This is a genomic window from Mycobacterium sp. (assembly GCF_046091765.1).
In the GTDB taxonomy this organism is placed as follows: Bacteria; Actinomycetota; Actinomycetes; order Mycobacteriales; family Mycobacteriaceae; genus Mycobacterium.
The window spans coordinates 1-4,980 of the sequence record NZ_JBJTCF010000065.1 but is presented as its reverse complement, the minus strand read 5'-3'; the positions used below and the strand labels follow the sequence as shown (position 1 = coordinate 4,980).

Genomic DNA, 4,980 nt, shown 5'->3' with positions numbered 1-4,980 from the left:
ATCGGTGACGGCACCGCCGACGACCCCAACGGCGGCATCCTCATCGGCAACGGCTACACCTACACCGCTTACGCGGGCGCCTGCACCAGCGGCGCGTGCAACGGCGGCAACTCGGGCATCATCGGCACCCCGGGCAGCGGCTTCAACGGCGGCAACGGCGGCAACGCCGGCTGGTTCGCCAGTGGCGGCAACGGCGGCGCCGGTGTCTCCACCGTCAACAGCGGCGCGGGCGGCAAGGGCGGCCAGGGCGGCCTGTTCATCGGCAACGGCGGCAACGGCGGCGCAGGCGCGTCGGTGGTCGGCGGAACCGGCACCGGCGGCACCGGCGGCGGCGGCGGCAACACCGGTCTGCTCTCGCTGGCGGGCACCGGCGGTTCGGGCGGCGCCGGCGGCGCCGGCGGCACGCTGGTCGGCTCCGGCGGCGCGGGCGGCGCCGGCGGTAGCGCGGGTGTCCTGTCGATCAACGCCACCGGTGGCGCCGGCGGTGCGGGCGCCAATGGCGGCTCCGGCGGCGGCGCCGGCGGCCTGGGCGGCAACGGCGGCCTGCTGCTGGGCAGCGGCGGCAATGGCGGCGTCGGTGGCTCGGCGATCGTGACCGGCAACGGCGGCGCCGGCGGCAACGGCGGCGGCACCGGTCTGCTCTCGCTGCTCGGCGACGGCGGCAACGGCGGTAACGGCGGCGTGGGCCTGGCCGGTACCGCGGGCAACGCGGGCACCAACGGCACCGCTCTGTCCGCGAACGGCGGCGCGGGCGGCAACGGCACCGCGGGCGGCAACGGCGGCGTCGGCGGCAACGGCGGCAGCGGCTCCTTCATCTTCGGCGCGGGCGGCAACGGCGGCCAGGGCGGCAAGGGCGGCCAGGGCGGCGTCGGCGGCGCCGGCGGCACCGGCTTCAACCCGCATGCCCTGAGCGGCAACAACGGCGGCAACGGCGGCTCCGGCGGTGCCGGCGGCACCGGCGGCAAGGGCGGCACCGCGGGCACCGGCGGCAGCGGCGCGATCCTGTTCATCATCGGCCAGGCCGGCAACGCGGGCACCGCGGGCGCGGTCGGCGCCGGCGGCGTCGGTGGCGCCGGTGGCGCGGCCGGCAACGGCTCCGACGGCGGCATCTTCGGCGACAACGGCGGCAACGGCGGCAACGGCGGCAACGGCGGTGCGGGTGGCACCGGCGGCTCCGGCACCGTGGCGGCCTCCGGCGTCGGCGGCGCGGGCGGCAGCGGCGGCGCGGGCGCGACGGGCTCCGACGGAAGTGCGGGCACTGACGGCGACGTCTTCAACCCCGACGGCACGGCCGGCAACGCCGGCGGCAACGGCGGCAACGGCGGCAACGCCGGCAAGGGCGGTTCGGGCTCGTCCGCGGGCGCGAACGGCAAGGCCGGCGTCGGTGGCGCCGGTGGCGCTGGCGGCGCCGGTGGCCTCGGCTTCACCGGAATTCAGGGCAGCGGCACCGCGGGCGGCGACGGCGGCATCGGCGGCGACGGCGGCAACGGCGGCGTGGGCGGCACCGAGGCCAACGGCATCACCAAGGCAGCCAGCGGCGCGGGCGGCTCCGGCGGTGCTGGCGGCAACGCCGGTGACGGCGCCGACGGCCTGTCCAGCGGCCTGTTCATCGACGGCGGCGACGGCGGCATCGGCGGCGCCGGCGGCTTCGGCGGCGCCGGTTCGAGCACGGGCGGCACCGGCGTGGGCGGCAACGGCGGCTCCGGTGGCGCAGGTGCGGACGGCGATGCCGGCACCAACGGCGCCGACGGCACGGCCCTTGACCCGACCGGCGATAACGGCACCGCGGGCGGCAATGCAGGCAATGGCGGCGACGGCGGGGCTGGCGGCTCCGGTTCGGTCGCGGGCGAGGATGGCGTCGGCGGCGACGGTGGCGTCGGCGGCGCTGGCGGTAACGGCGGAATCGGCTTCACCCCGGCCGCAGGCAGCGGAAACAACGGCGGTAACGGCGGCAACGCCGGCGCCGGCGGCGCTGGTGGCGTCGGTGGCTCTGGCGCCGGCAAGGCCGCCTCGGGCAATGACGGCGCGGGCGGCGACGGCGGCATCGGCGGCGCGGGAGGTGGCGGTGCGGCTGGCACAAACGGCACCGATGGCGCGGTCGGAACCCTGGGCGTCGACGGCGGCAGCGGCACCAGCGGCAACAACGGTGGCGACGGTGGCGACGGTGGCGCCGGCGGTGCCGGCGGCCTCGGCGGCGGCGCGGCGGCCTCCGGTAACGATGGCGCCGGTGGCGCCGGTGGCGCCGGCGGCAACGCCGGTAACGGTGGCGCTGGTGGCGCGGGCTACACCGGCAAGGCCGGCAGCGGCGAAAACGGATCGAACGGCGGCAGCGGCGGCGCCGGTGGCGTCGGCGGCGACGGCGGCGTCGGCGGCCAGGGCGGCGGCATCGCCGCGGCCGGGAACGATGGTGTCGGCGGCGACGGCGGCGTCGGCGGCAAGGGCGGCGGCATCGCCGCGGCCGGTACCGATGGTGTCGGCGGCGACGGCGGCATAGGTGGCGCTGCGGGTAACGGCGGCGCAGGTGGTTCGGGCGCGGCCGGCACGGGCGGCACGGGATCCGCCATCGCCGGTACCGCCGGCGGTGCGGGCGGTAACGCCGGCAGCGGCGGCGTCGGCGGTGCGGGCGGACTCGCCGGCGCCGGTGGCGGCAAGGCGGCCTCGGGAACCAACGGCACAGGCGGCAACGGCGGCTCCGGTGGCGCCGGTGGCGCTGGTGGCGTCGGTGGTGACGGCTTCACCGCCACCGCGTCCGGCGGCAACGGCAGCAACGCCGGCAACGGCGGCGGCGGCGGCGTCGGTGGCGCCGGTGGCGCTGGTGGTGTCGGCGCCGGAGGCGCGGCCTCAGGGACCGATGGCGCGGGTGGCAACGGCGGCGCGGGCGGCAACGCGGGCGTCGGCGGCAACGGCGCCGGCGGTGCGGCGGGCACCGCGGGAGCGACGCTGGGCACTGCGGGGACCGCGGGCGGCACCGGCGGTAACGGCGGTAACGGCGGTATCGGCGGCGCTGGCGGCGCCTTCGGAGCCGGCGCCGGCAAGGCGTCCTCGGGTTCGACCGGCGCCGGTGGCAACGGCGGTAACGGCGGTAGCGCCGGCAGCGGCGGCGCGGGCGGCGCTGGCTACAACGGCGTCGCCGGCACCGGCCAGACCGGCAGCAACGGCGGTGCTGGCGGCAGCGGAGGTGTCGGCGGTGCCGGCAACGTCGGCGGCGCGGGCTCGACCCGGGGTGCGACCGGCAACGGCGGCGCGGGCGGCAACGCAGGCAGCGGCGGTGTGGGCGGCAACGGCGGCTCGGGCATCGTCGGCGGCGTGCTGACCGGTGGCGCGGCCGGCAACGGTGGTGCTGCGGGCACAGCCGGTGCGGGCGGCGCAGCAGGCGCAGGTGGCACGAACGGTGCGACCGGCGCCAACGGCAATGGCGGTAACGGCGGTAACGGCGGCGCCGGCCAGGCCTCCACAACGACTGGCACGGCCGGCGGCGCCGGTGGTGTCGGCGGTAACGGTGGCGCCTCCAACGCGGGCACCGCGGGCAACGGCGGCAGCGGCGGTGCAGGCGGACTCGGCTACAACGGCGCGGCCGGCACGCTGCTGGTGGCTACCGAAGCTGGCACCACCGGTGGAGCCGGCGGTGCGGGCGGCTCCGGCGGCGCAACCCTGACCGGCACCGCGGGCGTCGGTGGCGCGGGTGGCGCGGGCGCGAACGGCGGTTCGGGCGGCGCGGGAACCAACGGCGTTGGGCTCAACGGCGGTAACGGCGGTCTGGCGGGTAGCGGCGGCGCTGGTGGCGCCGGAGGTTCCGCGTCGACCGGCACCGCGGGTAACGGCGGTGCGGGCGGCAATGCCGGCACCGGCGGTTCCGGCGGCGCCGGCGGCATCGGCGGTGCGGGCGGCAATGCCGGCAACGGCGGAGCAGGCGGTGCCGGAGGCCAGGGCGCGAACTCCACAACCGGCACCGACGGCAATGGCGGCAACGGTGGCAACGCGGGCACCGGCGGCCTCGGCGGCGCAGGCGGTGCGGGCAACCTCACCACCGGCATCACCGCCAACGGCGGGCGCGGTGGGTCCGGCGGCAACGCCGGCACGGCCGGAGCTGCCGGCACCAGCGCGGGCAGCGGCACCAGTGGCACGACCGGCGCAGACGCCAACGGCGGCAACGGTGGTGCCGGCGGCGACGGATTCGCCTCCGTGACCGGCGGTATCGGCGGCGGTGTCGGCGGTACGGGCGGTACGGGCGGCACGTCGACAGCGGGCACCGCCGGTAACGGCGGCGCCGGCGGCAAGGGCGGGGCCGGATTCGCCGGCACCGGCGCGACCGCTGGCTCGGTGGCTGTCGCAGGTACGGCTGGCGGAGCGGCCGGCGACGGCGGCGCCGGCGGCTCGACGACCACGGGCACGGCCGGTAACGGTGGTGCCGGCGGCGCGGGTGGCGTGGGCGGCGCGGGCGGCGCGGGTCTCGCCGGGGCCACCGCGGCCAACGCGGGTGGTGCGGCTGCCGGGGCTGGCGGCAACGGCGGCACGGGCGGTGTCGGTGGTGCGGCGACCACGGGCACGGCCGGTAACGGCGGTGCGGGCGGCGCTGCCGGTAGCGGCGGTGCCGGTGGCACATCGGTGACCGCGGGTGCGACCGCGCAGGCCGGCCAGATCGGCGGCGCCGGCGGCGCGGGCGGCGTCGGTGGCGCGGGCGGCGCCGGCGGCGCGGGCACGGTGACCAACGGCAGCGGCGGCAGCGGCGGTAACGCCGGCAGCGGTGGCAACGGAGGTGCCGGCGGCGGATCGACAAGCACTGCGGCCGCAGGCGGCGCAGGCGGCGTGGGCGGCGCGGCAGGTACGGCGGGCGCGGGTGGCGCGGCCGGCGGCGGCGCCGGCAGGGCGGGCACCGCGGGCCGGGCCGGCGGTAACGGGAGCGGCGGCGACGGCGGCGCCGGCGGCGCGGGCCCGGTGACCTACGGCAGCGGCGGCAGCGGCGGTAACGCCGGCAGCGGT

At 79.7% G+C, this 4,980-nt stretch carries 1 protein-coding gene; it reads left to right on the top strand.

Going from position 1 to position 4,980, the window contains the following annotated elements:
• Nucleotides 1-4,980, top strand: a 4,980-nt coding sequence (locus ACKOB8_RS06970) for a PE family protein (RefSeq protein ID WP_526376488.1), incomplete at its 3' end; no start/stop codon positions are given.